Below are 25,119 nucleotides of genomic sequence, written 5' to 3'. Positions count from 1 at the left end.
GCTAGGGTGCGCGCCGGTCCTTCTTCTCGCCCCCCGCCGAGGTTCACCGCATGTCGTCGATGCCCTCGTGGCTGCAACAGTTGCTGCCCATCGTCATCCTGCTCGGGGCGATCGCCCTGGTGATCGCGAGCCTGCCCAAGGTCGAACTGGGGCACACGGAGGCCTTCAAGCGCCGGCGCTTCTTCAACTGGTTCCCGCTGGGGATGACGTACGCGTTCCTCTACATGGGGCGCTACAACGTCAACGTGGCCACCAGCGCGATGGGCAGTCGCACGACGAACGAGGACTTCGGCACCATCTTCTTCTGGGGCACCATCGTCTACGGCGTGGCGTTCCTGCTCAACGGCCCGCTGACGGACAAGTGGGGCGGGCGCAGGACGATCCTGATCTCGGCGGCCGGCTCCTCGGTGTGCAACGTGCTGATGGGCGCGGTGGTGTACGCGGTGCTGACGCAGGACTGGCAGCCGCCGGGCGGCTTGGTGGCTACGCTGTCGGTGCTCTACGCGACGAACATGTACTTCCAGAGCTTCGGCGCCGTCTCCATCGTCAAGGTGAACGCGTCGTGGTTCCACGTGCGCGAGCGCGGCGTGCTCGGCGGCGTGTTCGGCATCCTCATCTCGCTGGGCGTCTACTTCGCCTACGACTGGAGCCGGTTCATCACCCAGTCGGCGCCCACCTACTGGGTGTTCTTCATCCCCGCGGTGATCCTCGCGGCCTTCGTGGTGCTGGACTTCTTCGTCATCCGGGACACGCCGGGGCAGGCGGGCCACCGGGACTTCGATACCGCGGATGCCTCCTCGGGAGACCTCGGCCCCCGACTGGGCGTGTTCACCGTGCTGCGCAAGATGCTCAGCAACCCGACCATCGTCGTCATCCTGATGATCGAGTTCTGCAGCGGCTACATGCGCAACGCCATCATGCAGTGGTACCCCAAGTTCGCGAAGTCCACCGGCATCGGTGAGAGCTTCGTCGCGTCCAACTGGGGCATGCTGCTGTGCGTGGCGGGCATCACCGGTGGCATGTTCGCCGGTGTCATCTCCGACAAGGTGTTCGACTCCCGCCGGGGCCCCGTGTCCGCGGTGCTCTATGGCGGTATGACGCTGGGCGCCGTGACCACGCTCTTCCTCATCAACCACGTGATGCTGGGCTGGACGGTCATCTTCATGTCGCTGTGCGTCATCGGCGTGCATGGAATGCTGTCGGGCACGGCGAGCATGGACTTCGGCGGCAAGAAGAACGCGGGCGTGGCCGTGGGCATCATCGACGGCGCGGTGTACGCCGGCACCGCGCTCCAGTCCCTGCTGCTGGGCAAGATCCTCCCCTCGGGGCCGGCGGCCAAGGACCCCAACAACTGGAGCAACTGGCCCATCGCCCTGGTGCCGCTGTCCGTCGTGGGGCTCGTGCTGGCCACCCGGGTGTGGAACGCCCGGCCCCAGCCGAAGGCGGCGCCCCTGCCCACCGCCGCGCCGGTGGCTCCCGCGGACACTTCGCCGCGCACGGGCACCGGCGGATAGGTACTAGGGGGTCAAACTGCGTTCAGGGGCGAACGGCGTTGGGTGGGTGGCTTCATTGTGACAGGAGCGTCACGTAGAATTGAGGCGTGCCACTCGAATCCGCCCCACTGCTGCAGAACCGGTTGGAGGTCCACGATCGGAAGCAGTTCGAGATCAAGCTGGAGTATCAGCCGTCGGGGGCCGACGACGAGACGCGCTATCTCGTCGAGATGTTCCTGTTCCTGCCAGCGAGTCTGAACATCGACGCGGAGACATACCCGCGCGCGGACTTCTACGCGGACATCCACAACTACGTGCGCTTCACCACGCCGGTGATGGGGCTGGATGAGCTGCTGGGCTCGGCGGGCTCGCCGCTGTTGCGCCTGGAGGCGTGGCTGAAGACGGGGATGGGCACCGAGGTGGAGCTCATCTACCAGGCCAAGCTCCTGTGCTGCATCTTCCGTGGGGCGCTGCGCCGCTTCGCCAAGCTGGTGGATGCGCGGTGCGAGCCGGCGGACACCGCGAAGCTGGGAGAGGTCGAGTGGGCCGAGCTGCAGCGCCAGGTGCTGTGCTCGCAGGAGGCGGTGGCCAAGGTGCTGGAGCGCTTCCGCACGTGGACCAAGGAGATCAGCAACCTGCGGTTGCAGGAGAAGACGCGCGCCTCGCTGCGGCTGGTGGACGAGTACATGAGCCTCACCGTGGAGCAGTACTTCCGCAAGGCCGCGGTGGACATGGACTCGCTGCCACGCTCGGGCGTCTACATCGAGCCGCGCAAGGCGCTGATGGCCGCCGTCATCCGCGAGGAGACGTACCGCAAGGAGAACCAGCTTCGCAGCGTGCTGAGCCCCACCGGTGACAACGAGGAGTACATGCACCGGATCGGGTTCCTGAAGAAGTTCTGCATGAACATCCTCTTCCTCTCGGCGCGCCGGAAGCAGAAGCGCCAGGGCTGGGAGGAGGTGCTGTTCGCCATCGCCGCGGGCCTGGCCATGGCGTTCGCCACGGCGGTGGCCATCTGGGCGCAGGCGCGCTTCACCCAGGTGAGCCTCAACTTCTTCATCATCGCCGTGCTGGGCTACATGGTGAAGGACCGCATCAAGGAGGGCCTGCGCCGCATCTTCAGCAAGTTCGCCTCGATGCACCTGCATGACCGCATGGCGGAGATCATCGAGCCGGTGACGAAGAGGAGCCTGGGCACCCTCGAGGAGCGGGTGGACTACGGGCGGGCGGTGAAGGTGCCGGAGGAGGTGGCCGCCATGCGTTGCCTGGACGACTTCATCACCGTGTCGCAGGGCGAGCTGTCGGAGACGGTCATCCGCTACCAGAAGGAGATCGTCCTGGACGCGGAGCTGCTGCCGCGCACGGGGCGGGGGCTGTCGGGCGTTACCGACATCATCCGCTTCAACGTGGAGCGCTTCCTGCGCGACATGGACGATCCGGAGCTGGCGCTGGAGTACGTGGACCTGGAGGACTTCTCGGTGGGCCGGGTCAAGGGCGCCAAGAGCTACCAGGTGGACGTGGCGTTCCGCTTCACCACGGACGAGGCGGACCAGGAGAAGGTCTCGGTGCAGATGGTGCGGCTGGTGCTGGATCGCAACGGCATCAAGCGGATGCTGCGCTTGGGCTCGCGGCCGGATATGCCTCCGCGTCCGGAGCCGTACCGCACTGCCGCCTGAGCTCCTGGGAAGGGAAGATGAGCCGCGTTCTGGAGGATCTGCTGGAGCTCCTCAAGCTGGAGCCCATCGAGGAGAACCTGTTCCGGGGCCGGAGCCAGGATCTCGGCTTCCGGCAGCTGTTCGGGGGACAGGTGCTCGGCCAGTCGCTCTCGGCCGCCAGCCAGACCTTGGGGGCCGAGCGCCACGTCCACTCCATCCACGGCTACTTCCTGCGTCCGGGCGATGCCAGCCTGCCGGTGGTCTACACCGTGGATCGCGTGCGGGACGGGGGCAGCTTCAGCACCCGGCGCGTGGTGGCCATCCAGAAGGGCCAGCCCATCTTCACCATGATGGCCTCCTTCCAGGGGCAGGAGGGCGGCTTCTCCCATCAGGCGAAGATGCCCGAGGTGCCGGGGCCGGAGGGCCTGCCTTCGGACATCGAGCTGCTGCGCCGCCATGCCCACCGCATCCCCGAGCACCTGCGCGAGAAGTTCCTCGGCGACAAGCCGATCGAGATGAGGCCGGTGGCGTACTACGACCCGTTCGAACCCAAGTCGAGCGAGCCCCTCAGGCACGTCTGGTTTCGCGCCAACGGCTCGCTGCCGGAGGACCCGCAGGTCCACCGGTACGTGCTGGCCTATGCCTCCGACTTCAACCTGCTCACGACCGCGATGCAGCCGCATGGCGCGAGCTTCGTGAACCCGAAGATGCAGATTGCCAGCCTCGACCATGCGCTGTGGTTCCACGGGGAGCTGCTCATGAACGAGTGGCTGCTGTACAGCATGGACAGCCCCTGGGCGGGCAACTCGCGGGGCCTGGCGCGGGGGCACGTCTTCACCCGCGACGGGCGCCTGGTGGCCTCGGTGGCCCAGGAAGGGCTGATCCGCGAGCGCGAGTAGCGCGCTACGGCGCCTCCTTGGCGATGTCCAGCAGCTCGATCTCGAAGATGAGGGCGGCGCCACCCGGGACGTCGGGCGGAGCGCCCCGATCGCCGTAGGCGAGATCGGACGGGCACACCAGGCGTGCCTTGCCGCCCACCTTCATGCGCTGCACGCCCTCCGTCCAGCAAGGGATGACGCCGCCGAGGGGGAAGCTGGCGGGCTCGCCGCGCTTGTAGGAGTTGTCGAACTCCTCGCCGTTGATGAGCGTGCCGCGGTAGTGAACCGTCACCTCATCCGAGGCCGTGGGAGAGGTTCCGGTGCCCCCCTTCAACTCCTGGTAGATGAGGCCCGACTCGGTCTTCACCGAGCCGACCTCCTGGGCGACCTTGTCCAGGTAGGCCTTGCTCTTCTCCTTCTCGCCGGAGGCCTTGGTCGACTGGCGGCTCGTGGCGAGCGCCTGGAGCTTCGGCCCGTACTCCTGGATGTCCACGGCGGGCGTCTCGCCCTTCTGCTGCGCATAGATGCCGGCCCGGACGTACTCCAATTCCTCGGGAGTCAGGTTGAAGACCGAGATGCTACGGCCCAGGGTGAGTCCCAGCGCGTACAGCGTCTTCTGGTCCTCGGTCTGCGGCTGACTCGCCGTGGCGGGCGAGCTCTCCGCCGGCTTGGAGGTATCGGACGTGGTGGCGCAGGCCGAGGAGAGCAGCCACACCAAGAGCAGGGGAGAGCGGACGTTCATGCGTCCGACTCTGGCACACGCCGCGCGCGAACTCCCAGGGCGAATGCACGTCCTCAGGAATGCGGCGTTGGCACGCAGGTTCCATAGGATGCGCGAAGCGTATTCACCAGGGAGGGATGAGATGAAGAAGGTACGTGCCTCGGCGCCGTGGGCGCTGGCGGGACTTGGGTTGTTTCTGGCTTCGACCGCGGGGGCGGCGACGGAGCGCACCACGGCGGTGCTCATGGGCAACGTCGCGGGGTACCAACAGGTGGAGTACCTGCCCGACGGCCAGGTGAAGGTCCACTACGAGTTCAACGATCGCGGGCGCGGCCCCTCGCTTGACTCGACGTACCGGGTGAATGCGAACGGGACGCTCGCGGCGGTCGAGACCCAGGGCGCCGACTACCTCAAGGCCCAGGTCAACGAGCGCTACACGGTGAGCGGCACCCAGCACAGCTGGAAGAACTCCGCCGAGGAGGAGCAGCGCGAGGTTCCAGGCGCGGTCTTCTACCTGAGCCTGAACTCTCCGCCCGAGGAGACGGTGCTGTTGATCCGCGCGGCGCTCAAAGCCCCCAACAAGCGCATCGCCTTGTTGCCTACGGGGGAGGCCCAGGTGACTCCCGTGGGGACCTACACCGTCAAGGGCAAGGCTGGCAGCAAGCGAGTGAAGCTCTATGCCCTGACCGGAGTCGATCTGACGCCCAGCTACACCTGGCTCGATGAGGAGCAGCGCTTCTTCGCCTCGGTCTCGGGCTGGATGAAGTTCGTGCGCGAGGGCTTCGAGGATGTGACGCCCCAGTTGGATGGGTTCCAGGAGAAAGAAGAGCGGCGCCTCGCCGAGGCGCGCGCGAAGGAGTTCACGACGAAGCTCGATCGCCCGCTGGCCATCATCAACGCCCGCGTCTTCGATCCGGGCACGCTCGCGGTGGAGGAGGCCCAGACGGTGCTCGTCACGAAGGGCCGCATCACGGCGGTGGGGCCCTCGGCGAAGGTGGCGGTGCCCTCGGGGGCGCGGACGCTGGATGCCCAGGGCAAGTTCCTCATGCCGGGCCTCTGGGACATGCACGTGCATATCAGCAGCGGCGCCGGTGGCCCGCTCGCCATCGCCAGCGGCGTCACCACCGTGCGCGATCTCGCCAACGAGGAGCGCACGCTGAACGATCTCATCTCCGCCGTCGAGGCGGGGCGCGATATCGGGCCGCGGGTGATCCGGGCGGGCTTCATGGACGGGCGCAGCCCCTACTCGGGCCCCACCAAGGTCTTCGTGGACACCGAGGAGGAGGGGCGCAAGGCCATCGAGCACTACGCGAGCAAGGGCTACGAGCAGATCAAGATCTACAGCTCGATCAAGCCGGAGCTCGTCCCGGCGCTGGTGCGGATGGCCCACGAGAAGGGGCTGCGGCTCAGCGGCCACGTGCCGGCGTTCATGACCGCGAAGCAGTTCATCGAGGCCGGCGCGGACGAGATCCAGCACATCAACTTCCTGGCGCTCAACTTCCTGTTCGACAAGGTGCAGGACACGCGCACGCCCGCGCGCTTCACCGCCGTGGGGGAGAATGCCAACGCGCTCGATCTCAGCTCGCCCGCGGTGCGCGAGTTCATCGCGCTGCTGAAGAAGCACAACGTGACGGTGGACCCGACGGTGTCCATCTTCGATGACATGTTCCACAACCATCCGGGCCACTGGAACGCGGGTGCGAGTCCGCTCCTGGGCCGGGTGCCGCCCACCTGGCAGCGGTGGATTCGCGCGGGCGGTGGAGGCCTGCCGGATGTGCCCAAGCACCCCGAGCGCTACCGGGACTCCTTCAATCGTCTGGTCGAATTCGTGGGGCTCCTGCACCGGAGTGGGGTGCATATCGTCGCGGGCACGGACAACCTCTCGGGCCTGTTCCTGGCGCGTGAGCTCGAGCTCTACGTGGCCGCGGGCATTCCGCCCCGCGAGGTGCTGCGCATCGCCACGCTGGGCAACGCCGAGGTCATGAAGCGCGACAAGGAGTACGGGCGCGTGCTGCCCGGCTATGTCGCCGACCTGATCCTGGTGGAGGGCGATCCGACCCTGCTCATGAGCGACCTGCGCAAGGTGCGTCACGTCATCCGTGGCGACCGCATGTTCGAGAGCGCGGCCCTGTTCCGCTCCATGGGGATTGCGCCCTAATCTGGAGGGATGCGTCTCCACCTCCTCCTTGCGCTGCTCCTCGCCGCTCCGGCCCTCGCCCAGTCCGCCCTCTCTCGCGAGGTGGAGCGCCACGCGGCCAGCGTGGAGGCCAAGGTGGTGGGGTGGCGGCGCGACCTCCACGCGCACCCGGAGCTCTCCAACCAGGAGACGCGCACGGCGCAGGTGGTAGCCGAGCACCTGCGTCGCCTGGGCCTGGAGGTCCGCACCGGAGTGGGGGGCACGGGCGTGGTGGGCGTGCTCCGGGGCGCTCGCCCGGGCCCCGTGGTCGCGCTCCGGGCGGACATGGACGCGCTGCCGGTGACCGAGGAGGTGGACCTGCCCTTCAAGTCCACCGTGCGAACCCAGTACAACGGGCAGGAGGTGGGGGTGATGCACGCCTGCGGGCATGACACCCACGTCGCCATGCTCATGGGCGCGGCGGAAGTGCTCGCCAGCATGCGTGCCACGCTGCCGGGCACGGTGAAGTTCATCTTCCAGCCGGCCGAGGAAGCCTCCGGTACGGGCCCGGGTGGAGCGCTGGCGATGCTCCGTGACGGCGTGCTCGAGAACCCCGCGCCCTCCGCCATCTTCGGCCTGCACGTCTTCAGCGGCTACCGCACGGGGGAGGTGGACTACCGGCCGGGCGGGGTGATGGCCAGCTCCGACGGGCTCTCCATCGTCGTGCGTGGCAGCCAGACGCATGGCGCGATGCCGTGGGCGGGGGTGGATCCCATCGTCGTCGCCTCGCAGATCGTGCTCGGGCTGCAGACCGTGGTGAGCCGTCAGGTGGATCTCACCGCCAGCCCCGCCATCGTCACCATTGGCAGCATCACTGGCGGGGTGCGCGGCAACATCATCCCCGACACGGTCACCATGTCAGGCACCATCCGCACCTTCGATCAGGGGATGCGCCAGCAGATCCACGAGCGTGTGCGTCGCGTGGCGGAGGGGATCGCCCAGAGCGCGGGCGCCACGGCGGAGGTGAAGATCTCCCTCGGCAATGGCGTCACCCAAAACGATCCGGCGCTCGTGGAGCGCATGCGCCCCACGGTGCGTCGCGTCGCCGGCAAGGGGATGGTCACCGGTCAGTCCACCACCACGTCCGAGGACTTCTCCGCCTTCCAGGCGCGAATCCCCGGTGTGTTCCTGTTCCTCGGCGTCACGCCCGAGGGCAAGGACCTCAAGCAGGCCGCTCCCAATCACTCGCCGCGCTTCTTCGTGGACGAGCGCGCCCTGCCGGTCGGAGTGCGACTGCTCTCCAACCTGGCGGTGGACTACCTGGAGGGCACGAAGGGACAGGAGCCCACCGCGAAGCCGCGGTAGGGCTCAGCCTTCCGTCTGCGTCTGGGCCATCATCCGGCGGATGGGGATGATGAGCAGGCCGAGCACCACGGCGGAGCCCAGCAGGAACAGCGACGTCTGGGTGAAGAGCGCGGGCATCTCCGCCGGGTTCTCCGGGTTGACGTGGCCTCCCACCAGTCCGGCGATGAGGTTGCCGAGCGCGGTGGCCATGAACCACACGCCCATCATCTGACCCGTGAACTTGCGCGGCGCCAGCTTCGTCATGGAGCTGAGGCCCACCGGGCTCAGGCACAGCTCCCCCATGGTCTGGAAGAAGAAGCTGGTGATGAGCCACCACGGAGACACCCGGATTCCGCCGCCCGCCTGGATGCGCTGCGCCGCGAAGATCATCACCCCGAAGCCGATCGAGGCCAGCAGCAGGCCCAGGGCGAACTTGGTGGGGCTGGAGGGGTTGCCGCCGCGCCGACCGAGCGCGACCCAGAGCGCGGCGAAGACGGGCGCGAAGACGATCACGAAGAAGGAGTTGGCCGACTGGAGCCAGAGCGTGGGCATCTCCCAGCCGAGCACGGTGCGGTCGGTGAAGTCCGCGGCGAAAAGATTGAGGGAGGTGGGCGCCTGCTCGAACGCCGCCCAGAAGATCGTGGCGAAGACGAAGAGGACGAGGATGGCGACCACGCGCTTCTTCTCATCCCCCGTCAGCCCGGCCAGCGTGAAGAGGTAGAGGAAGTAGAGCACGGCCATGGTGGCGATGGCGTAGCCCATGGACTGGCTCACGGCGACCGCGTTGATGTGCAGCATGCCCGCCATTCCCAGCACCACCAGCAGCACCAGCAGGGCCAGGAACACGCCCAGCCCCAGCTTGATCTGCATCTCCTGCCGCGCCTGCACGGCCGGGTCCGGATGGCGGGTGGGCTCGAGGCCGAGCGTACCCAGCCACGGGACGGTGAGCCGGTACTGGATGAGCCCGATGATCATCCCCAGGCCCGCGGCGCCGAAGCCGTAGTGCCAGCCCACCTTCTCACCGAGGAAGCCGGTGACCAGGGGCGCGAGCAGCGCGCCGATGTTGATGCCCATGTAGAAGAGGGAGAAGCCCGCGTCGCGCCGGGCACCGCCCTCGGGGTACAGCTCGCCGACGATGGCGGAGATGTTCGGCTTGAGCAGCCCGGTGCCCAGGACGATGAGGATGAGGCCCGAGAAGAAGGCGGCGCGTCCCAGGAACTCCGACAGGCCGATGCAGATGTGCCCCGCCGCGATGAGACACCCGCCGTACCAGATGGCGCGTTGCAGCCCCAGCAGCCGGTCCGCCACCCAGCCTCCGGGCAGCGAGCCCAGGTACACCGAGGCGGCGTAGATGCCCACGATGGCGGAGGCCTCCGTGCGCGAGAAGCCGAAGCCGCCGCTGGTGATCGCCGCGGCCATGTAGAGCACGAGCAGCGGGCGGATGCCGTAGAAGGAGAAGCGCTCCCACATCTCGGTGAAGAAGAGCGTGGAGAGGCCGCGGGGATGGCCGAAGAAGCGGGTGTCCGCGGCAGCAGCGGGCTGCGTCATCGCGGGAGCGGGAACTCTGTCCATGAAGGGCCGGTGTAGGAGGAGGGCGCACTGTAGCGTGCGCCCCGATGTCAGGTCGAGGCGCGCTGCCGGAAGCGCAGGCGCACGCCGTCGGGCTGCACGGTGAAGGTGTTGACCTCCCGCACGGGAGCGTTGGGGTCTACCACCTCCAGCTCGAAGTGGCGCAGCACCGTACTGGCGACGAGGGCGCACTCGAGCAGGCCGAGGCTGCGCCCCGGGCAGATCCGCGAGCCAGCCCCGAACGGCATCATCAGCCGAGGCGTGTGCGGTAGGGTGTCGGGAGGCGGCTCGGGCAGCCACCGCTCCGGGCGGAAGTGCTCCGCGTCTCCAAACAGGGAGTTGTTCAGGCACGGCGGCCGGGTGAGGCAGAACACCATCGTCCCTGCGGGCACCGCCACCTGATCGATCACCGTGTCCTCGTTGGTCTCCAGGAGGACGGTCGGAACCGGCGAGCGCAGCCGCAGCGCCTCCTGGGTCACCCCTGCCACGTAAGGCAGTCGCTTGAGGTGCGCCGACGTCGGCACGGTCTCCGTGCCCAGCACCGAGTCGACCTCCTGGCGCGCACGGGCCTGCATCTCGGGCATCGAGGCCAAGTAGTGCAGCATCCACGTGATCGTGTTGGCGGTGGTGTCTTCTCCTCCCAGCAGGAGGATCACGACGTTGGCGATGACCTCGTCATCCGTGAGCCGGGCCCCGTCGCTCTCCTCGTCCTGGGCCACGAGCATGGCCTCCAGCAGGGTGCGGGGCTGTTTGGCTCGCTCGGGCTCGCGCTCCATCGCCTTGCGGGCCGAGTCGATGATCTCCAGCATCACCTTGCGGGTCGCCGCCAGGGCTCTGTCCACCGGCCGGGTGCCAGGCAGCAGCTTCCAGTAAGGGAAGGGAGCCACCACGCGATGTTGCAGGGCGGCGAAGATTTGCTCCAGCTGGAGCTGCAGCGTGTCCGAGCCCTTCTCCACTGTGTTCAGATCCAGGCCGAAGCTGACGATGCAGGTGACATCCACCGTGTAGCGCATGATCAACGGAAGGACGTCGACCGTGTGGGCCTCCTTCGCGGCGAGCTCCATTACGCCCCGCAGCCGCTGGGTGATGGTGGACAGCGAGGGGTAGAAGGTCTCCAGGTGCGTGGCCTGGAAGCCGGGGTTGAGCAGCTTGCGCTGGCGGCGCCAGGTCTCACCCTCGGCGGGGAAGACGCCCAGCAGGTTCATGTCCTCCATCACCTTCTCGAGGTTGCGCAGGCGCCGGAAGGTGGCGGGCCGATCGATCAGAACCTTTCGGATTACCTCCGGGTTGGAGAGGACGACGACGGGGCGAGGGCCCATGTGGCAGCGGTAGATCTCCCCGTAGCGCCGGGCCCAGTCCTCGAGGACGAGGTGGAAGGAGGTGGGCTTCATCTCCAGCGTGTTGCCCAGCAAGGGCAGGGGACGGGGGCCGGGCAGGGAGTCCATGCCACGGGGAGTGGAAGGGGTCGCTGTCACTGTCACGGTCGGTCTTTCTTCCGCACCTCAGGGAGAGGGAGGGGGCGGGCAAGCTTCATGATGCCACAGGCGGCAGGTTTCGCTTTCCCGGGCATCCCACGCGCCCGCCGCATGTATCCTCGTAGGGACATGGCCTACGACGACTTCAAGAGCCGCATCCGTGAGGGGTGGCAAGCCACCCTGCAGGGCATCCTGGACCAGGCCCGCTCGCTCGGTGAGCAGGCCGTTCTGGCGTTCGATCTGGACTCCACCCTCTTCGACAACCGCCCACGCCAGGCGCGCATCCTCCGCGAGTTCGGCGCGGCGCGAGGGCTGGCGGGGCTGGACGCGTGTCTGGCTTCACACTGGGACACCGGCTGGGACATGAAGGCCGCCATGCGCAACTGCGGCCTGTCCACCGAGGAGGTGGAGACTGTCTATGACGAGGCCCGCGGCTTCTGGATGGAGCGCTTCTTCACCAGCGAGTACTGCGTGGACGACGCGGCCATCCAGGGGGCGGCGGCTTTCACCCACGCGGTGGTGGCCACTGGCGCCCACCTGGCTTACGTGACGGGCCGCCCCGAGCCCATGCGTGAGGGTTCCGTGGAGGCCATGCGCCGCTGTGGTCTGGCATTGCCCGGCGAGGGCCGCGTCCACCTCATCATGAAGCCCACGGCGCGAGAGAACGACGACGCCTTCAAGCGCGAGGCCCATTCCCAGTTGGGCCGGCTGGGCCGCGTCATCGCCGCCTTCGACAACGAGCCTACCCATGCCAATGACTATCGCCAGAAGTTCCCCGAGGCGACGGTCATCCACCTGGCGACCGACCACTCGGGCCGGCCGGTAAGGCTCCTGGAGGATGTCATCTCCATCCCGCACTTCCTGTTGTTGCCTTGACGCAGTGCGGCCAAGCGTCAGTTTGGCTTTGAAGTCCCCCAGCCGCGCGTTATGAGGCGCACGGCGTTCGACGCTCCGCCGGTAGAGGACGGAGCGACCTCCATGGAGGCTGTCGCGGTGGCCAGCTCGTACTCGAAGGACCTGCTGTTGACGATGTACCGGAAGATGATCCTCATCCGCCGCTTCGAGGAGCGCGCGGGCCAGGCCTATGGCCGAGGGAAGATCGCCGGTTTCTGCCACCTCTACATCGGACAGGAAGCCGTCGCGGTGGGCACCAACGAGGCCATCCGTCCGGATGACTACATGCTCTCGGCGTACCGGGACCATGGCCAGCCGCTGGCGCGTGGCTCGGATGCGGGCATGGTGATGGCGGAGCTGTTCGGCCGCGGCACCGGCTACAGCAAGGGCAAGGGCGGCTCGATGCACATCTTCGACATCGAGCACCACTTCTACGGTGGCTACGGCATCGTCGGCGGGCAGATTCCCCTGGCGGCGGGCATGGCGTTCGCGAGCCGCTACCGCAACGAGGACCGCGTCACGGTGTGCTACTTCGGCGACGCGGCGGCCAACCAGGGCGCGCTGCACGAGACGTTCAACATGGCGGCCAAGTGGAAGCTGCCGGTCATCTACATCTGCGAGAACAACCGCTACGGCATGGGCACGGCCGTCGGCCGCGTTGCCGCGGTGCCGGAGATCTACAAGCGCGCCGCCGCCTACAACATGCGCGGCGAGCCGGTGGACGGCATGGACTGCCTGAAGATGTACGAGACGGTGAAGGACGCCGCCGAGTACTGCCGCGCCGGCAAGGGCCCGGTGCTGCTGGAGGCCAACACCTACCGCTTCCGCGGCCACTCGATGGCCGACCCTGCCAACTACCGCACCAAGCAGGAGGTCGAGGAGGAGCGCAAGAACGACCCGATCCCCAAGATCAAGGAGTTCGCGCTCAAGAAGAAGCTGGGCACCGAGGCGGAGTTCGACGCCATCGATGAAGAGGTGAACACGCAGGTGGAGGCGGCGGTGAAGTTCGCCGACGAGTCGCCGGAGCCCAGCCTGGACGAGCTGTGGCGCGACACCATCGTGGAGGAGGGCGAGGAGGACGTGCGCCCCCGCGAGCGCGTGCTGGGCATGAAGGTGAAGTGGCCTTCGTACCCCTCGGGCCAGGAGCTGAAGGTCACCTGGGATCTGGAGCCGCGTGAGCAGGCCGAGAAGGAAGACAAGAAGGCAGGCCTGATCCGCTAGTGCCCCTCATCCCCACCCTTTACTGAATACGAGCTGGAGCCAACGATGGCCGAGTTGATGTACCGCGAGGCGCTGAACCAGGCGCTCGCCGAGGAGATGGAGCGCGACGCCAACGTCTACCTGATTGGCGAGGAGGTCGGCCGCTACAACGGCGCCTTCAAGGTGTCGCAGGGACTGCTGGATAAGTTCGGGAGCGCGCGCATCATCGATGCGCCGATCTCCGAGCTGGGCTTCACCGGCATGGCGGTGGGCGCGGCGATGGTGGGCCTGCGGCCCGTGGTGGAGATGATGACGTGGAACTTCGCCATCCTGGCGATGGACCAGATCGTCAACAACGCGGCGAAGCTGCGGCACATGTCCGGTGGCCAGCTGCGCTGCCCCATCGTGTTCCGTGGACCGGGCGGCGCTGGCGGCCGGCTCTCCAGCCAGCACAGCCAGGCGCTGGAGGCCAACTACGCCCACTTCCCGGGCCTGAAGGTGATTGCTCCGGCCACCCCGGCGGACGCCAAGGGCCTGCTCAAGTCGGCCATTCGCGATGAGAACCCGGTCATCATGATCGAGGGCGAGCGGCTCTACGCCGTCAAGGGCGAGGTGCCCGAGGGCGAGCACGTGGTGCCCATCGGCAAGGCGGACGTGAAGCGCGAGGGCAAAGACGTCTCCATCATCACGTGGAGCCGCATGTACTACTTCTGCGAGGAGGCCGCGAAGCAGCTCGAGCAGGAGGGCATCTCGGTGGAGATCCTCGACCTGCGCACGCTGCGGCCGCTCGACGAGGAGGCCATCCTGGCCACGGTGCGCAAGACCAACCGCGTGGTGGTGGTGGAGGAGGGGTGGGCGCTGGCGGGTGTGGGCGCCTCGGTGGTGGACATCATCCAGTCCAAGGCGTTCGACGACCTGGACGCGCCGGTGGTGCGAGTTACCGGCCTGGACGTGAACATGTCCTACGCGGCGAACCTGGAGAACGCCACCCAGCCGGACGCCCCGAAGATCATCGAGGCCGTGAAGAAGGTCCTCTACCGAGAGGGAGCCTGAGACGTATGGCCAAGCCCATCGAGATGCCGTCGCTCTCCCCGACGATGAAGGAGGGGAAGATCGTCAAGTGGCTCAAGAAGGTGGGGGACAAGATCTCCTCCGGTGATGCCATCGCCGAGGTGGAGACCGACAAGTCCAACCTCGAGATCGAGGCCTACGACAGCGGCGTGCTGCTGCAGGTCACCGTGGCCGAGGGGGAGATGGCGCAGGTCGGCGCTCCCATTGGGTACATCGGTGCCAAGGGCGAGAAGGTCGAGGCCGGTAAGGCCGCCGCGCCTGCTCCCGCTGCCGCTCCCAAGGCCGAGACGCCCGCTCCCGCGAAGGCCGCCGCGCCCGCTGCTCCTGCTCCTGCTCCTGCGGCTCCGGCCGGCGGTGGCGAGGGCATCGCCGTCGAGATGCCGTCGCTCTCCCCGACGATGAAGGAGGGGAAGATCGTCAAGTGGCTCAAGAAGGTAGGGGACAAGGTCTCCTCCGGCGAGGCCATCGCCGAGGTGGAGACCGACAAGTCCAACCTCGAGATCGAGGCCTACGACAACGGGACGCTCGCGAAGATCGTCGTGGGTGAGGGCGAGATGGCGCAGGTCGGCGCCCCCATCGCGTTCATCGCGGGCAAGGGCGGTAAGGCCGCTGCCTCTGCTCCCGCTGCGGCTCCTGCTCCGAAGGCGGAGGCCCCGAAGGCCGCCGCGCCCGCGCAGAAGGCCGGAGGGCCGTCGGGCGCTCCGCCGCGTCACGAGGAGAAGGGCACCGGTGCGGGAGGTCGCGTCCGTGCCAGCCCGCTCGCCAAGAGGATGGCGCGCGAGCGCGGCCTGGATCTGGCGGCGATGCATGGCTCGGGTCCGCTGGGCCGCATCGTGAAGCGTGACGTCGAGGAGGCGCTGGCCCAGGGCGGGCCCGCGGCTCAGAAGGCTCCGGCCGCTGCTGCCCGTGCCGCTGCGACTCCGGGCGTTCGTCCCGAGCCGCAGGTGGTGCCCATCTCGTCCATGCGCAAGGTGATTGCCCAGCGCATGGCCGAGGTGAAGCCCGGCGTGCCCCACTTCTACCTGACGGTGGACGTGGACATGGAAGCGGCGATGAAGATCCGCGAGGAGGCCAAGGCGCTGGAGTCCAAGGTCTCCGTCAACGACATCATCGTGAAGGCGGCGGCCATCGCGCTGCGTCGCTACCCGAAGGTGAACGTGTCGCTGCAGGGGGATCGCATCCTCCAGTACGGCACGGCGGACGTGGGCATCGCGGTGGCCATCGAGGATGGCCTCATCACGCCCGTCATCCGGGACGCGGACCAGAAGGGCCTGTCGGCCATTTCCGCCGAGTCGCGGGAGCTGGCCGAGCGCGCTCGCAAGAAGGCGCTCAAGCCGGCCGAGTACACGGGGGGCTCGCTCACGGTGAGCAACCTGGGCATGTACGGCATCGACCAGTTCGTCGCCGTCATCAACCCGCCGCAGGCCTCCATCCTCGCGGTGGGCGCGGTGGCGGACAAGGCGGTGGTGCGCGACGGGCAGGTCACGGTGCGCAAGACGCTGACGGTGACGATGTCGTGCGATCACCGCGTCATCGACGGCGCCACCGGCGCGGAGTACCTGCGGGAGTTCAAGACGCTGCTCGAGCACCCGATGCGATTGCTGTTCTAGGCCCGCAACTCACGACGCCCCAGGGAGCCCGCATGACCAGCAGCCGTCACGTTGTCTTCTTCCACGCTCCGAACTCCCGGTCCGCCGGGGTCCGGATCCTGATCGAGGAGCTCAACGCCGAGCACGAGCTGAAGGTGCTCAATATGAAGGCGGGCGAGACGCGCCAGGCGGACTACCTGGCGGTCAACCCGATGGGCAAGGTGCCGGCGATCAAGCACGGGGATGCGCTGGTGACGGAGCAGGCCGCCGTCTACATGTACCTGGCCGAGCTCTACCCGGAGGCGGGGTTGTCGCCCGCCGTCGGTCACCCGCTGCGGGGGCCGTATCTGCGCTGGATGGTGTTCTACGGCTCCTGCTTCGAGCCCGCGCTGGTGGATCGCTCGATGAAGCGCGAGCCCGCCCCGCGTGGGACTTCGCCCTATGGCGACTTCGAGACGGTGATCAGCACGCTGACGCAGCAGCTCGCCAAGGGGCCCTGGCTCCTGGGCGAGACCTTCACCGCGGCTGATGTGCTCTGGGGCTCGGCGCTGACGTGGACCACCGGCTTCAAGCTCGTGCCGGAGCTGCCGGAGATCAAAGCCTACCTCGAGCGGTTCAACGCCCGGCCCGCGGTGGTGCGCGCGCGCGCGAAGGACGCGGAGCTCGCGGCGAAGCAGGCTTGAGCGGGCAAGTTCCCCACGGCCAGTGGGTCTTGGACAGGGTCCCCTAGGGACTGCTTCGCCCTGGGGACCTGTCTTTCTCAGCTCCGTGTCTCGTCCGAGTCCATGTCCTCTTCGAGTTTGCGCTGGGCCTCGGTGACGCTGGCCTGCTGCTCGCGCGGAGTGCCGGTGGGCAATTCCTCCTCATGCTCCTTCGAGCGGCCCTGGATGCCTGGCCATGGCTCCGGCCGGGTCGCTTCCGCGTGCTCGATGTGCTCCACGTAGCCCTTGTCCTTCTTCGCCATGTCGCGCCTCCTGGGAAGTGTCCGTGGCCATAGGGTGGGGTGTGGAGATGGAGGTGGCTATGGCCCCTCCCTGCGCGGGCTCGCTCCCCTGGCTGCTCGGGAGGCGATGAAAAAAGCCCGCATTCGGCCCGTTCGCTGCTTAACTTCCCCCCAATGAACGACGACATGACACGAGCCCAATCCCCCTCTGGATCGGGTGATTTGGAGGCACGTGCGAAGCCGCTCCTCGCGCCGCCCACCTCCGGGTTGCGGGAGGCTTTGCAGGGTGCGGTGTTCCCGCTCTCGGCGCAGCAGCTCACCCGTGTGGCCCAGGAGAATGGGGCTCCCGCCGCGGTCCTCACCCTGCTCGGGGGATTGCCTGGGGGAGAGTTCCGCTCGCTCGAGGCCGTGGAGTCCCACGTCTCGCACGGCTGAGCGCCGAAACCGTTCCCTGTTCGCCCTCCAAGTGGGCGGGCAGGACCCCGCCGGCCTCCCTGAGTAGGCAACGCCTGATGTTGGACGCGATGCGTCAACAGGCTGAGGCGATGGGTGTTTCAGGGGGCGATGAACTGGCGGACTGAAGCGCTATCCTGTGGCCATTCCAGCCGCCGGACACTTCCCTCGGTCTGGATCCTTGCCATGAGCCCGTACGACCTTCCCGCAGTGCTCTATTGCGACGATGACGCCCTGAACCTGAGGGTGTTCGACGCCAACTTCGGGCAGCGCTTCCGCATCTTTCGTTGCTCCTCGCCCACTGAGGCGCTGGCGCTCTTGGAGCAGCGTCGAGGAGAGATCGGCGTCGTTGTCTCCGACCAGCGCATGCCCGGCATGAGCGGCGTGGAGCTGCTGGAGCGCGCCCGCACGCTGGCGCCAGATGCCAAGCGCATGCTCGTCACCGCCTACGCGGACCTGCAGGCGGTGGTGGACGCCGTCAACCGCGGCCAGGTGACGCGCTACTTCGTCAAGCCGTGGGACCGTGCGGAGATGCTCGCCGCGCTCGAGGACGCGCTGAAGATCGCGCGCCTGGAGCTGAAGATCCGCGAGGTCGAGAACCGGATGCTCAAGGCCGAGCGTCTGGCCACGCTGGGGCAGGTGACTGCGGGCATCGCCCACGAGCTGATGGGCCCGGTGGGCTACCTGTCGCAGAACGTGGCCTCGCTGCGCCGGGACATCGAGCAGGTCATCTCCTACGTGAACAAGCACCTGGAGCAGGATCCGGACCGGGGCGTGGGCGAGACGGTGAAGGATCTCCCCTCGCTGATCGGCGACCTGGTGACGGGCACCGAGCACCTGCGCCAGGTGGCGCACGGGCTGAAGGCCCAGGCGCGTGGCGACGAGACAGAGCAGGCCGCCGAGGTGTCCGAAGTCGTCTCCTTCGCGGTGAAGCTGGCGCGCGCCGAGGTGCGCGACCGGGCGCGGCTCAGCAGCAACGGCGAGCCGGTACGGGTGCTGTTCGGCCCGGTGAAGCTCTGCCAGGTGCTGCTCAACCTCGTCGTCAACGCCGCGCAGGCCATGGATGGCATCGGCCGGCCCGGGAAGATCGACGTGAAGTGGGCCACTCAGGACCGCAGCGTCATCATCACCGTCTCGGACAACGGCTGCGGCATTCCCCTGGAACTGCAGGAGAAGGTGTTCCAGCCGCTCTTCACCACCAAGCCGGTGGGCATCGGCACAGGCCTGGGGCTCTCGATCTGCAAGGAGCTGGTGACGCAGTATGGCGGCAAGCTGCGGCTGTCCTCGGTGCCGGGGCAGGGCACGGACATCGAGCTGACGCTCATTCGGGCGCCAATGCCTTGAGCCCGAAGGCGTTGTGGAGCATGCGCCACACCCGATGCAGCGTCTGCGCCTCGCTGGGCCGGGCATGCTCCACCAGCACCGCGCGCCGCTCCTCGTCACCCGCGCGCCAGACCACGAGGATGGCGTAGTGCCCGGAGGAGCGCTCCACCACCTCCACCGCCGTCACGTCATCGAAGGGGATCACCTCCGTGCGCGTGGCCCGGGGGGCCCAGGTCAAGCGCTCCAGGCGGAGCGTCTCGGTATGGAAGTGAAGGACGAAGCGCCGGCGCCCGTGCCGGGCCTCGAGCTGGAACCCGAACCCGAGGAAGGCGGCCGCTCCCAGCGCCAGCACCCCGGGGACAACGTAGGTCCCCGGGACGGCCACCAGCAGTAGAATGCTGCCCAGGCCGCAACAAGCCGCTAGCAGCAGACACAGCTCGGGCAGTACCCGCCGCCCCAGGGGAGGGGGGAGGGACTCTCCGAGCATACGTCCCTCGTCGTAGCGCAGCCGCACGTCTCCCACCCGTGGTGGGATGCGGTTCTCCACGAGTGCGTCGGCGAAGCTCACACCTACAGCATAGGGTGATCGCTCGCCCGGCTCGAAACTCCCTTCGAGCTGTGAGATCCTCCCTCCCGCGATGGATCTGCCGTTCGACACCGAAGAGGAGGAGGGAGAGAGCGGGGCAACACTCGCCTCGACCGTCCTGCTCGTGGACGATGAGACCGTGGTGCTGGATGTCTGCAGCCGGTTGCTCACCCGCGAGCCGGACCTGATGGTCTTGCAAACCACGAGCGCCGAGGAGGCCCTGCCGCTGCTGCAGGACCAACGCGTCGATGTGCTCATCACCGACAAGAACCTGCCTCAGATGAGCGGCATCGAGCTCATCGCCGAGGCCCGGCGCCTCCAGCCGACGCTGGAGGCGATGATGATCACCGGCTACGCGAGCTCCGAGTCCGTCATCGCCGCCTTCGCGGCGGGGGCCAGCGACTACATCCTCAAGCCCTTCGACGACCTGCGCGTGCTGCGCGCCAAGGTGCGCGCGGCGCTCGAGCGACGGGCCGAGCGCGTGAAGGGGCGCGAGATGGCGAGGAGCGTGGCCCGCCAGGCCTCCGCGCTGCTGGAGGCAGGGCAGGATGCTCCGGAGCCCGCCCACCAGGCGCTGGAGATCGAGCTGCGCAACTACGAGCAAGCCGTGAAGAACGGCGCCATGGCGGGACGCGTGGCCGTGGTGGGCAGCCAGCAGGCCGTGGAAGTCCTGCGCGCCGAGGGCTTCCAGGTGGCGGGCCTGCCCGTGAACTCGCCGGACCTGGAGACCGCCGACGTCGTCGTCCTCGAGACGGGCGAGCCGCGGTGGCGGATGCTGGCGGAGATCCTCCAGTCCCGCTCGCCGGACGTGCTGCTGCTGGCCAACCCCCAGGCGGACCTGTCGGACCTGCTCGAGGCCATCGGCCTGCGGCTGGACCTGGTGGGCTTCGGTACCTCCACGGGGACCCAGGCGCTGCCCGAGCGGGTGCGGATGCTGCTGGTGCGTCGCAGCCTCCAGCACGCGCAGAACCGGCTGGCCAGCGCGATGGTCATCTTCCACCGCAGCATCACCCCGCGCTGAAGCAGGGGAGGGCCGAGGCAACTCGGCCCTCTCGGCGGTGCGGACCCGCAAAAGCGAAACGCCCGCTCTCCTTACGAAGAGCGGGCGCCTCAGTGACCCTGCCGGGATTCGAACCCGAGTTTGTGCCGTGAGAGGGCACCGTCCTAACCGCTAGACGACAGGGCCGTTTGTTTTTTCTGCGACCTCAAGTACCGCTTCGGCTTCCTTGCGTCAACCGAAGTTTTCAAGCTGGGGAACTAGGATTCGAACCTAGATAAGCAGAGTCAGAGTCTGCTGTCCTGCCGTTAGACGATTCCCCAAGAACCGCCGTGCTGCGTGCTACCGACGACGCGCTTCCTACTACCACAACTGACAGGGCCTCGTGAACTACCGAGTTTTCTTCCCTGCTTTCGGCTCCGCCTTCTTCACCGGCTTCGGAGGCGGCGCTGCTACGACGACGTAGATGCGAACCTCGTCGTTCGCCTCATAAATGTTCAGCCCCTCGAAATTCTTCCCCGAGGGATTGACGATGTGAACCGCCTTCACGCCCGGCTGGTTCACGACCGACCTGCGAGGGTAGGCCTGAACCGGATACACCGTCCGGTAGTACTTCAGCGTCTCCTCGAAGTCGCCCGCCGCCCGATACCGATTCTCGCCGACCTTCTGCGCGCCATCGGGGATCTGCGCCCCATTCACAACGTCCGCCGCCGCCACCGTCATCCACAGGGAGGCCACCAGCGCCGCCCAGAGCGGGCGCGGCTTATAGAGAGGGCGCATCAGGCTGTCAAGCGCTCGTGCCATGGGCGGACAAGATAGGGCCCTCACCCGGCGGCGTCCACCGCCATCGTGAGGGCCCCAGAAGCACGTCATGCCCGCGACAGCGCGGCGTCCAGGCGGCGCAGCGCCTCGTCCCTGCCCATCAGCAGGAGCGTCTCGCCGATGCCCGGGCTGGTGGTGTTGCCCGTCACCGCCACGCGCACCGGCTGGGCCACCTTGCCCATGCCCACGCTTGCCCGCTCGCTCACGGACTTGATGACGGCATCCAGCGCCGGCACGTTCCAGTCGGTCAGGGCGGCCACGGCCTCGCGCACCTGGCGCACCAGCGGCAGGGACTCCGCCGTGAGGTGCTTGGCGGCCGCCTTCTCGTCCAGCGTCACACCCTGCTTGAGGTAGGGCACGGCCATGTCGGCCATCTCCTCGAGCGTCTTGGCGCGCTCGCGGAAGGCCATCACGAACTGAGGGCCTCGGGGGTCACCCCAGTCGAGGCGGAAGCCGCGACGGTCGAGGAAGGTGGCCAGGCGCGTGGCGATCTGCGCCGGGGGCAGTGTCTTGAAGTACTGCTGGTTGAGCCACTGCAGCTTGTCCGGGTTCCACACGCCCGAGGTGGAGCCCACGTCCTTGAAGTCGAACCACTCCATCATCTGCTGGCGGGTGATGACCTCGTCATTGCCATGGCTCCAGCCCAGGCGGATGACGAAGTTGAGCAGCGCCTCCGGGAGGATGCCGTTGCGCGCGTGCTGCATGACGTCCGCCTCGGGGTGCTTGCGCTTGGAGAGCTTCTCGCGGTCCGCGCCGAGGATGAGCGGCAGGTGGGCGAACCGGGGCGGCTGCCACCCGAGCGACTGGTAGAGCATCAGCTGCGGGAAGGTGGAGTTGACGTGCTCCTGCCCGCGCGACACCAGGGTGATTTCCATCAGGTGGTCATCGATGACGCAGCCGTAGTTGTAGAGCGGGATGCCGTCGGCGCGCAGCATGACCCAGTCATCCAGGTCCGAGTACTCCTTGGAGATCTTCCCCAGCACCAGGTCATCGAACGAGACGGTGCCCTCCTGGGAGGGCATCTTGAAGCGCACCACGGCAGTGCGCCCCTCGGGCACGTCCTTGCGGTCGCGGCAGGTGCCCTCGTACTTGTAGGCGCGGCCTTCCTTCTCGGCCTGGGCGCGGCGCTCGCGGAGCTCCTCCTGGGTGCAGTAGCAGCGGTAGGCCTTGCCCTGGGCGATGAGCTGGTCGGCGTGCTGGCGGTAGGTGTCCAGCCGCTGCGTCTGGAAGTAGGGGGCGTGGGGGCCGTTCTTGTCGGGGCCCTCGTCCCAGTCGATGCCGAGCCACTTGAGGCCATCCAGGATGGCCTTGAGCGACTCAGGGGTGGAGCGCTCCTGGTCCGTGTCCTCGATGCGCAGGATGAAGACGCCGCCGAAGCGCCGCGCATAGAGGTAGTTGAAGAGCGCGGTCCGGGCGCCGCCAATATGGAGGTAGCCGGTGGGAGAGGGTGCGAAGCGTACGCGAGGAACGGAGGCCATAGAGGAGGCGCGGGATAGCAAGGGGCGGGATAGATGGTCAACGCACGTCCAACATGGGCCCGCGCGCGGCTGGGCCCATGGGTTACAATGGACGCATAGGAAGGTACACCCCATGACACTGCGCTCCATGCTCCGCGCGCTCCTGGCCGCCCTGCTGCTGGTAGGGCTGCCCTCGGCCGCCACGACGATGCTCCGGCTCGGCATTACCGAGCTCTCCCAGACCGCCGACACCGTCGTCCACGGGACGGTCCGCCGCGTCGAGAGCCGGTGGAGCGGCGACCGTCGCCGCATCCTCACCGACGTCGAGATCGAGGTCACCGAGGCCCTCAAGGGCAAGCCCGGCAGCACGGTGCTCCTCATCCAGGCGGGGGGACGGGTAGGGGACATCGGGCAGATCGCCCACGGCTCGGCCTCCTTCACGCAGGGCGAGGAGGTGGTGGTCTTCCTGGATCGCCGCGGGGCCTCGGCCTTCCAACTGACCGGCATGGCGCAGGGCAAGTACCAGGTGCGGCATGCTGCGGACACCCGCTCGGCGCTCGCGGTGCCCGAGAACACCCAGGACGTGCTCCTGCTGGACCCGGACACGCGCCAGCCCACCGCTTCCACTCAGCGCACGCTCACGCTGCAGGAGCTGAAGGCCGCCATCCGCACGGCCCTCCAGCAGCCCGCGCAGGAGAAGGCCCAGTGAAGATCGCCGCGTTGATGGTGGCGCTTACGCTGGGGCAGAGCTCGGCTCCCTATGTGCGCAGCCGGGTGGAGGCGGGGGATCCGACCACCCAGTGCCTCTTCTGGACGGTGCCGAAGATTACCTGGTACCAGAACCGCGCCGGCAATGCGGAGACGAAGCCCTCGGGCTCCGAGTTCGATGCCGTGCGCCGCTCCTTCCAGAGCTGGCAGACGCTCTTCGCCGGCTGCGGCAACCTCACCTTCGAGGAGGGGGGCTTGGTGGATGACCGCGACGTTGGCTACGACGTGAAGGCCGATGACAACCGCAACCTCGTGCTCTTCCGCACCAAGCGCTGCTCGGACATCGCCCCGTCCACCGATGCGTGCTGGAAGGAGGACACGTGCGGCAACCTCTACGATTGCTGGAGCAATGACAGCCAGACCATCGCCGTCACCCTCACCACGTACGACGAGAAGTCCGGCATCATCTACGACTCCGACATCGAGCTGAACTCCTTCGGCTTCTACTTCACGACCGCCGACGGCCCCTCCTGTCCTACCGCGCGCGGCGGGCTGAACTGCGTGTCCACCGACGTGCAGAACACCATGACGCACGAGATCGGCCACCTCGTGGGCCTGGACCACACGAACGCGCTGGGCTCGACGATGAACCCGCGGGCTCCCTCGGGGGAGATCTCCAAGCGCAGCATCGACACCGGCTCGCACGACTTCGTGTGTACGACCTACCCGAGGGGCATCGCCAGCCAGGGCTGCATCGCTCCCAACGCCATGGACAGCGATGGCTCCTCTTCGCTCCTGGGGCGCAAGGCGGCCACCGGCTGTGCCAGCACTGGGGCCCAGGCCTGGCTGCCCGCTCTGGCCGGGTGGGCGCTATTGCTGGGGGCCCGCCGTCGCAAGGAGCGCCGAGGGTGATCCGGGCCCTGCCGAGTCTGCTGGTGCTCCTGCTCCTGGCGCCTGTCGCCGGGGCGCAGGGCAACTACCGGCGCACGGTGGTGCCCGGCAAGCCGCTGTGCCTGAACTGGCTCAGCCGCGAGTTCCGCTACCACCAGGACTCCGCCGGCAGCCTGCGCACCCCGCGCGACACCGAGTTCGCCGCCATCGACGCCGCCTTCGAGACCTGGCAGGCGCTGTCCGACTCCTGCAGTGACGTCACCTTCGTCCGGGGCGAGGACGTGAGCCGCCCCGCCGTGGGCTATGTGGTGGGAGCCACGGACAACAAGAACATCATCACCTTCCGGGAGACGTCGTGCCCGGATGTCGTGCCCGAAGAGGACGAGTGCATCTTCGCGGATGACTGCAGCAACGCCTACTCGTGCTGGGATCACGGCGGGGCGACCATCGGGCTGACCACCACCACGTTCAGCTTCAAGAATGGCGTCATCCTGGACGCGGACATCGAGCTCAACGCCTCCCAGCCCCTCGGAGACTTCGGCTTCCTCTTCACCACCGTGAGCTGGCCGCCTTGCGAGGGGTTCTCCTCCCCGGAGTGCGTCGCCACCGACATCCAGAACACCGTCACCCACGAGGTGGGTCACGCCATCGGGCTGGACCATGTGTTCGAGCCGCTGTCCACCATGGAGGCCTCCGCGCCTCCGGGGGAGACGCACAAGCGCATCATCGACTCGGGCTCCGCCGCGGGCTTCTGCGACACGTACCCGCGTGGCTTGCCGCCCACCCAATGCACCGAGACCTCCACCGTGAGCAAGCAGCTCTCCAGCCAGAGCGTCGGCACCGGCTGCGCGGCGGCTCCGGGCTCGCTGCTGCCCGGAGTGCTGCTGCTCGCCTGGGCCCTTCGCTCCCGTCGCGGGCGCCTCGAACCCTGAGA

23 protein-coding genes and 2 tRNA genes are annotated in these 25,119 nt (G+C 67.8%); 16 read left to right on the top strand and 9 right to left on the bottom strand.

From position 1 onward, the window contains the following. Positions 1 to 50 precede the first annotated feature (50 nt). From SYV04_RS02410 to tesB, 3 genes are all read left to right on the top strand, one after another. Complete coding sequence (locus SYV04_RS02410) at positions 51 to 1,514, top strand: MFS transporter (RefSeq protein WP_321543926.1); 1,464 nt, start codon at positions 51 to 53, stop codon at positions 1,512 to 1,514. Positions 1,515 to 1,600: 86 nt separating this feature from the next. Then, complete coding sequence (locus SYV04_RS02405; RefSeq protein ID WP_321543925.1) at positions 1,601 to 3,169, top strand: hypothetical protein; 1,569 nt, start codon at positions 1,601 to 1,603, stop codon at positions 3,167 to 3,169. A 17-nt stretch (positions 3,170 to 3,186) separates the two neighbouring features. Further along, the gene (gene tesB / locus SYV04_RS02400; RefSeq protein ID WP_321543924.1) at positions 3,187 to 4,047 is read left to right on the top strand and encodes an acyl-CoA thioesterase II; all 861 of its coding nucleotides are present in this window, start codon (positions 3,187 to 3,189) and stop codon (positions 4,045 to 4,047) included. A 4-nt stretch (positions 4,048 to 4,051) separates the two neighbouring features. Here tesB and SYV04_RS02395 read toward each other — a convergent pair whose 3' ends face one another. Next, on the bottom strand, positions 4,052 to 4,768 hold the full coding sequence (locus SYV04_RS02395; protein WP_321543923.1) for an FKBP-type peptidyl-prolyl cis-trans isomerase: 717 nt from the start codon (positions 4,766 to 4,768) through the stop codon (positions 4,052 to 4,054). 121 nt (positions 4,769 to 4,889) lie between these two features. Here SYV04_RS02395 and SYV04_RS02390 point away from each other — a divergent pair, with 121 nt between their 5' ends. Then, complete coding sequence (locus SYV04_RS02390; protein ID WP_321543922.1) at positions 4,890 to 6,905, top strand: amidohydrolase family protein; 2,016 nt, start codon at positions 4,890 to 4,892, stop codon at positions 6,903 to 6,905. Between the two features lie 9 nt (positions 6,906 to 6,914). Further along, positions 6,915 to 8,228, top strand: a complete 1,314-nt coding sequence (locus tag SYV04_RS02385; RefSeq protein ID WP_321543921.1) for an amidohydrolase — start codon at positions 6,915 to 6,917, stop codon at positions 8,226 to 8,228. 3 nt (positions 8,229 to 8,231) lie between these two features. On the opposite strand, the gene SYV04_RS02380 is transcribed toward SYV04_RS02385, so the two are convergent. Both SYV04_RS02380 and SYV04_RS02375 read right to left on the bottom strand, forming a co-directional pair. Further along, positions 8,232 to 9,779 (bottom strand): peptide MFS transporter, encoded by a 1,548-nt coding sequence (locus SYV04_RS02380; RefSeq protein WP_321543920.1) that lies wholly within the window; start codon positions 9,777 to 9,779, stop codon positions 8,232 to 8,234. Between the two features lie 47 nt (positions 9,780 to 9,826). Further along, the gene (locus tag SYV04_RS02375; RefSeq protein WP_321543919.1) at positions 9,827 to 11,257 is read right to left on the bottom strand and encodes a cytochrome P450; all 1,431 of its coding nucleotides are present in this window, start codon (positions 11,255 to 11,257) and stop codon (positions 9,827 to 9,829) included. Positions 11,258 to 11,362: 105 nt separating this feature from the next. Here SYV04_RS02375 and SYV04_RS02370 point away from each other — a divergent pair, with 105 nt between their 5' ends. The 5 genes from SYV04_RS02370 to SYV04_RS02350 all read left to right on the top strand — a co-directional run bounded on the left by SYV04_RS02370 (position 11,363) and on the right by SYV04_RS02350 (position 16,688). Next, a complete protein-coding gene (locus SYV04_RS02370; protein ID WP_321543918.1) occupies positions 11,363 to 12,127 on the top strand; it encodes an HAD family hydrolase in 765 nt (254 codons plus the stop codon). A gap of 117 nt (positions 12,128 to 12,244) precedes the next feature. Next, complete coding sequence (gene pdhA, locus SYV04_RS02365) at positions 12,245 to 13,366, top strand: pyruvate dehydrogenase (acetyl-transferring) E1 component subunit alpha (protein ID WP_321544468.1); 1,122 nt, start codon at positions 12,245 to 12,247, stop codon at positions 13,364 to 13,366. Between the two features lie 45 nt (positions 13,367 to 13,411). Beyond that, complete coding sequence (locus tag SYV04_RS02360; RefSeq protein WP_321543917.1) at positions 13,412 to 14,398, top strand: pyruvate dehydrogenase complex E1 component subunit beta; 987 nt, start codon at positions 13,412 to 13,414, stop codon at positions 14,396 to 14,398. 5 nt (positions 14,399 to 14,403) lie between these two features. After that, the gene (locus tag SYV04_RS02355) at positions 14,404 to 16,026 is read left to right on the top strand and encodes a pyruvate dehydrogenase complex dihydrolipoamide acetyltransferase (RefSeq protein ID WP_321543916.1); all 1,623 of its coding nucleotides are present in this window, start codon (positions 14,404 to 14,406) and stop codon (positions 16,024 to 16,026) included. Between the two features lie 32 nt (positions 16,027 to 16,058). Continuing rightward, positions 16,059 to 16,688: a glutathione S-transferase family protein gene (locus SYV04_RS02350; protein WP_321543915.1), complete on the top strand. Its 630-nt coding sequence runs from the start codon at positions 16,059 to 16,061 to the stop codon at positions 16,686 to 16,688. 77 nt (positions 16,689 to 16,765) lie between these two features. Here the strand turns inward: SYV04_RS02350 and SYV04_RS02345 are convergent, their stop codons facing one another. Further along, the gene (locus tag SYV04_RS02345; protein WP_321543914.1) at positions 16,766 to 16,969 is read right to left on the bottom strand and encodes a hypothetical protein; all 204 of its coding nucleotides are present in this window, start codon (positions 16,967 to 16,969) and stop codon (positions 16,766 to 16,768) included. 201 nt (positions 16,970 to 17,170) lie between these two features. On the opposite strand from SYV04_RS02345, the gene SYV04_RS02340 reads away from it, so the two are divergent. Continuing rightward, complete coding sequence (locus tag SYV04_RS02340; RefSeq protein WP_321543913.1) at positions 17,171 to 17,383, top strand: DUF2795 domain-containing protein; 213 nt, start codon at positions 17,171 to 17,173, stop codon at positions 17,381 to 17,383. 204 nt (positions 17,384 to 17,587) lie between these two features. After that, positions 17,588 to 18,745, top strand: a complete 1,158-nt coding sequence (locus SYV04_RS02335; RefSeq protein ID WP_321543912.1) for a sensor histidine kinase — start codon at positions 17,588 to 17,590, stop codon at positions 18,743 to 18,745. On the opposite strand, the gene SYV04_RS02330 is transcribed toward SYV04_RS02335, so the two are convergent. After that, entirely contained in the window at positions 18,723 to 19,292 is a 570-nt protein-coding gene (locus SYV04_RS02330) for a hypothetical protein (protein WP_321543911.1), read from the bottom strand. The two genes, SYV04_RS02335 and SYV04_RS02330, sit on opposite strands and share 23 nt — an antisense overlap. Before the next feature lie 70 nt (positions 19,293 to 19,362). On the opposite strand from SYV04_RS02330, the gene SYV04_RS02325 reads away from it, so the two are divergent. Next, positions 19,363 to 20,331, top strand: a complete 969-nt coding sequence (locus SYV04_RS02325) for a response regulator (RefSeq protein WP_321543910.1) — start codon at positions 19,363 to 19,365, stop codon at positions 20,329 to 20,331. A gap of 93 nt (positions 20,332 to 20,424) precedes the next feature. Here SYV04_RS02325 and SYV04_RS02320 read toward each other — a convergent pair. From SYV04_RS02320 to gltX, 4 genes are all read right to left on the bottom strand, one after another. Continuing rightward, positions 20,425 to 20,496 (bottom strand) — tRNA-Glu (locus tag SYV04_RS02320). 63 nt (positions 20,497 to 20,559) lie between these two features. After that, positions 20,560 to 20,630: transfer RNA gene (locus tag SYV04_RS02315), tRNA-Gln, on the bottom strand. A gap of 67 nt (positions 20,631 to 20,697) precedes the next feature. Beyond that, positions 20,698 to 21,087: a hypothetical protein gene (locus SYV04_RS02310; protein ID WP_321543909.1), complete on the bottom strand. Its 390-nt coding sequence runs from the start codon at positions 21,085 to 21,087 to the stop codon at positions 20,698 to 20,700. Positions 21,088 to 21,176: 89 nt separating this feature from the next. Next, positions 21,177 to 22,607: a glutamate--tRNA ligase gene (gene gltX / locus SYV04_RS02305; protein ID WP_321543908.1), complete on the bottom strand. Its 1,431-nt coding sequence runs from the start codon at positions 22,605 to 22,607 to the stop codon at positions 21,177 to 21,179. Between the two features lie 112 nt (positions 22,608 to 22,719). Between gltX and SYV04_RS02300 the strand changes: the two genes are divergently transcribed. From SYV04_RS02300 to SYV04_RS02290, 3 genes are read left to right on the top strand one after another with little or no spacing between them, the layout of a single operon-like run. Then, complete coding sequence (locus tag SYV04_RS02300; RefSeq protein WP_321543907.1) at positions 22,720 to 23,295, top strand: hypothetical protein; 576 nt, start codon at positions 22,720 to 22,722, stop codon at positions 23,293 to 23,295. After that, the gene (locus SYV04_RS02295) at positions 23,292 to 24,206 is read left to right on the top strand and encodes a myxosortase-dependent metalloprotease, MXAN_2677/MXAN_2678 family (protein ID WP_422723900.1); all 915 of its coding nucleotides are present in this window, start codon (positions 23,292 to 23,294) and stop codon (positions 24,204 to 24,206) included. Before SYV04_RS02300 ends, SYV04_RS02295 begins: the two co-directional genes overlap by 4 nt. Then, the gene (locus SYV04_RS02290) at positions 24,203 to 25,117 is read left to right on the top strand and encodes a myxosortase-dependent metalloprotease, MXAN_2677/MXAN_2678 family (protein WP_321543906.1); all 915 of its coding nucleotides are present in this window, start codon (positions 24,203 to 24,205) and stop codon (positions 25,115 to 25,117) included. Before SYV04_RS02295 ends, SYV04_RS02290 begins: the two co-directional genes overlap by 4 nt. The last annotated feature ends 2 nt before the right edge of the window (positions 25,118 to 25,119 follow it).

It is taken from the genome of Hyalangium ruber, assembly GCF_034259325.1.
Taxonomy (GTDB): domain Bacteria; phylum Myxococcota; class Myxococcia; order Myxococcales; family Myxococcaceae; genus Hyalangium_A; species Hyalangium_A rubrum.
The sequence above is the reverse complement of the archived record's forward strand: the minus strand, read 5'-3'. Positions and strand labels throughout refer to the sequence as shown.

Excerpts from the sequence above, each read along its gene's own strand:
- SYV04_RS02410 (WP_321543926.1), top strand. The coding sequence starts at position 51 with ATGTCGTCGATGCCCTCGTGGCTGCAACAGTTGCTGCCCATCGTCATC.
- tesB (WP_321543924.1), top strand. The coding sequence starts at position 3,187 with ATGAGCCGCGTTCTGGAGGATCTGCTGGAGCTCCTCAAGCTGGAGCCC.
- SYV04_RS02395 (WP_321543923.1), bottom strand. The coding sequence starts at position 4,768 with ATGAACGTCCGCTCTCCCCTGCTCTTGGTGTGGCTGCTCTCCTCGGCC.
- SYV04_RS02390 (WP_321543922.1), top strand. The coding sequence starts at position 4,890 with ATGAAGAAGGTACGTGCCTCGGCGCCGTGGGCGCTGGCGGGACTTGGG.
- SYV04_RS02385 (WP_321543921.1), top strand. The coding sequence starts at position 6,915 with ATGCGTCTCCACCTCCTCCTTGCGCTGCTCCTCGCCGCTCCGGCCCTC.
- SYV04_RS02380 (WP_321543920.1), bottom strand. The coding sequence starts at position 9,779 with ATGGACAGAGTTCCCGCTCCCGCGATGACGCAGCCCGCTGCTGCCGCG.
- SYV04_RS02370 (WP_321543918.1), top strand. The coding sequence starts at position 11,363 with ATGTATCCTCGTAGGGACATGGCCTACGACGACTTCAAGAGCCGCATC.
- SYV04_RS02360 (WP_321543917.1), top strand. The coding sequence starts at position 13,412 with ATGGCCGAGTTGATGTACCGCGAGGCGCTGAACCAGGCGCTCGCCGAG.
- SYV04_RS02355 (WP_321543916.1), top strand. The coding sequence starts at position 14,404 with ATGGCCAAGCCCATCGAGATGCCGTCGCTCTCCCCGACGATGAAGGAG.
- SYV04_RS02350 (WP_321543915.1), top strand. The coding sequence starts at position 16,059 with ATGACCAGCAGCCGTCACGTTGTCTTCTTCCACGCTCCGAACTCCCGG.
- SYV04_RS02345 (WP_321543914.1), bottom strand. The coding sequence starts at position 16,969 with ATGGCGAAGAAGGACAAGGGCTACGTGGAGCACATCGAGCACGCGGAA.
- SYV04_RS02335 (WP_321543912.1), top strand. The coding sequence starts at position 17,588 with ATGAGCCCGTACGACCTTCCCGCAGTGCTCTATTGCGACGATGACGCC.
- SYV04_RS02325 (WP_321543910.1), top strand. The coding sequence starts at position 19,363 with ATGGATCTGCCGTTCGACACCGAAGAGGAGGAGGGAGAGAGCGGGGCA.
- SYV04_RS02310 (WP_321543909.1), bottom strand. The coding sequence starts at position 21,087 with ATGCGCCCTCTCTATAAGCCGCGCCCGCTCTGGGCGGCGCTGGTGGCC.
- gltX (WP_321543908.1), bottom strand. The coding sequence starts at position 22,607 with ATGGCCTCCGTTCCTCGCGTACGCTTCGCACCCTCTCCCACCGGCTAC.
- SYV04_RS02300 (WP_321543907.1), top strand. The coding sequence starts at position 22,720 with ATGACACTGCGCTCCATGCTCCGCGCGCTCCTGGCCGCCCTGCTGCTG.